1 protein-coding gene and 1 pseudogene are annotated in these 2,270 nt (G+C 69.0%); both read right to left on the bottom strand.

Annotated features, from left to right (window positions below; translation table 11 throughout):
* Positions 1–411: pseudogene (locus tag EQG76_RS29830) on the bottom strand (sorbosone dehydrogenase family protein); the annotation flags it as partial.
* A gap of 84 nt (positions 412–495) precedes the next feature.
* Positions 496–1,812: an alpha-hydroxy-acid oxidizing protein gene (locus EQG76_RS29835; protein ID WP_159718881.1), complete on the bottom strand. Its 1,317-nt coding sequence runs from the start codon at positions 1,810–1,812 to the stop codon at positions 496–498.
* Positions 1,813–2,270: the final 458 nt, after the last annotated feature.

Raw genomic sequence — 2,270 nt, forward strand, 5'->3', positions numbered from 1 at the left:
TTGGTCGCGCAGGAGGGTGATCCGGTTCGGGCTCTCGCCGACCGCGCCCGCCCGCTTCATCGTGCTGTACTGGGCAAAGTCGAACGGGCTCTTGACCGCCCCTGGCAGGGTCAGCGCCTCGGCCGCCAGCACGCCACCGTCCGGCAGCACATGGATCCAGCGCGGGTGCTTCAGGCCCGTGGCGAACGCGTTGACCTTGAGACCAGGAGCGGCAGTCGGGGTCTGCCCGGCACTCCAGCCCTGCGCGGTCGGCATCTTCAGGGTCGGCAGCGCTCCTTGCGAGCGGGCCGGCGGGATGGCCGGCGTCGTACCGGTGGCCTGGGCGCGGATCCCGTCGTTGCGGTGCCGCACCAGGATCGTCCCGGCACCGATCAGCGCGACCAAGCGGCCGTAGAGATCCGTCAAGTTCATCGCGTTCCCTTCCTGCAGGCGCCGGGGAAGCTAGCTGCCTGCGCGGCAGCTGGAAATCCGCGATTCTGCGGCCCGACGCACGTGTTACCCTTCCGGCCGCCCGTGCTCGGCCTGCCCTGCCCGCTGCTGCCGATCAGGATGGCAGTCGGTGAGCGCGGAACGATTCAGGTCACGGAGGCGGCAAAATCCCGACAGGCCGAGCGTCAGGTCCAGATCGGCAGCGAGGTCGCTGATGACGGCCCGCACACCGGCTTCGCCCTTGAGAGCCAAGCCATAGACATAGGGCCGGCCGATCAAGACGGCGCGGGCACCCAGGGCGATCGCTTTGATGATGTCCGAACCCGTCCGGATCCCGCTGTCGAACAGGACCGGCAGCCGCTCCGCAACAACGTCGACAATGGCGGGCAGCGCATGAAGCGCGCCGATCGCCCCGTCGAGCTGGCGTCCGCCGTGGTTGGAGACGATGATGCCGTCCACGCCCGCGTCGAGCGCCCTGCGGGCGTCGTCTGGATGCAGCACCCCTTTGAGCAGGATCGGCAGCCGAGTGCGCGCCCGCAGGAATGGCAGGTCGCCCCAGGTCAGGCTGGGTCGCGCATAGACGGCGACGAAACGCTGGATCGCCGCCATCGCCTCCTTGGACCTACGCAGGCCGTCCAGCATCCCGCCTGGCCAGGCACGCAGGAACTCGAGGACGGACCAGACGATCATCGGGTGAACGGGCAGGCTCGCCGCATTGCCTTCCCCTGCACAGCGCAGGCCGCCAAACACGGGATCGGAGACATAGTTGGCAATGCCGCGGCCGCGCAGGAATGGCAGGTAGCCCCGATCCAGATCGCGCGGCCGCCAGCTCAGCTCCGTCGTGTCGAGGGTGACGACTAGCGCCTCGTAGCCGGCGAGTTCGGCACGCCGGACAAAGCTCTCCGTCAGTTCGTCCCGCGCCGACCAGTAAAGCTGGAACCAGCGTGGTCCGTCTCCGCCCGCCTGCGCGATCTCCTCCATGGAAAAGGACGACTGGGTGGATGTCACGAAGGGAATGCCCTCCGCGCGCGCTGCTCGTGCGGCCGCCAGATCCGCCTGACGGTGGGCCATGTCGAGGACGCCGATGGGGCCGAGGAGGAACGGCAGTGGCAGCGAGCGGCCGAACAGCTCCACCGACAGATCGCGCTTCGACACGTCGCGCAGCACCCGCTGCACGATGGCCCAGCGATCGAACGCCGCGCGGTTGGCGGCCATGGTCCGCTCGAACCCGGCACCTCCGGCGATGTAGGCTGCAGCGTCGCCACCCAGGCGGGCCAGTGCCGCCTGCTCCAGCCGCCGCGGGCAAACCGGCACGACCGGCCGCCGCCTGGCCAGGCCGGCCATGAAGATGTCAGTCTGGCGGCGTCGGCCGACGCTGGTCATGGGCCACAGGTTAGTCAGGTCAGCTCTGCTGGAAGGTATGACGGGCCAGACCGGAACATCGGCGCTCCACTCGGCGGGAACTCCGTGGCGCGGCGCCGCGCAACCCGCCCTGCCGCCGACTCTCCGACGGGCGGCCGATGATGACGGTGCCATCCAGGTAAAGCTGAACCTGCTCCCATCGGCTCTCCATGACCGGCTGTTACCAGCTGCAGGCTCGTCAGCACCCTGGGTGACAGGGACCGAGTTGTTCGGCGCAGCCGCCCTCGGTCTAGCTCGTCGGGTCAAGCAGGAAAGGGAATCGGCGGGGCGGCGTCGCCGCCCCGCCTTACTACGTCCGGGACATCACGATGATCTGCGCGGGCGCGGCCCCGGGTGGATCTAACGTCCGGCTCAAGCCTTGCAGGCGCTGGTGTAGGCGACGGAGCCGTATTCGCCGGCATAGCTCTTGGTATAGGGCC

Source organism: Geminicoccus flavidas (genome assembly GCF_009806515.1).
Taxonomy (GTDB): domain Bacteria; phylum Pseudomonadota; class Alphaproteobacteria; order Geminicoccales; family Geminicoccaceae; genus Geminicoccus; species Geminicoccus flavidus.

What these genes read in the sequence shown, in the direction of transcription:
- EQG76_RS29835 (WP_159718881.1), bottom strand. Translation starts at nt 1,812, where the DNA reads ATGACCAGCGTCGGCCGACGCCGCCAGACTGACATCTTCATGGCCGGC.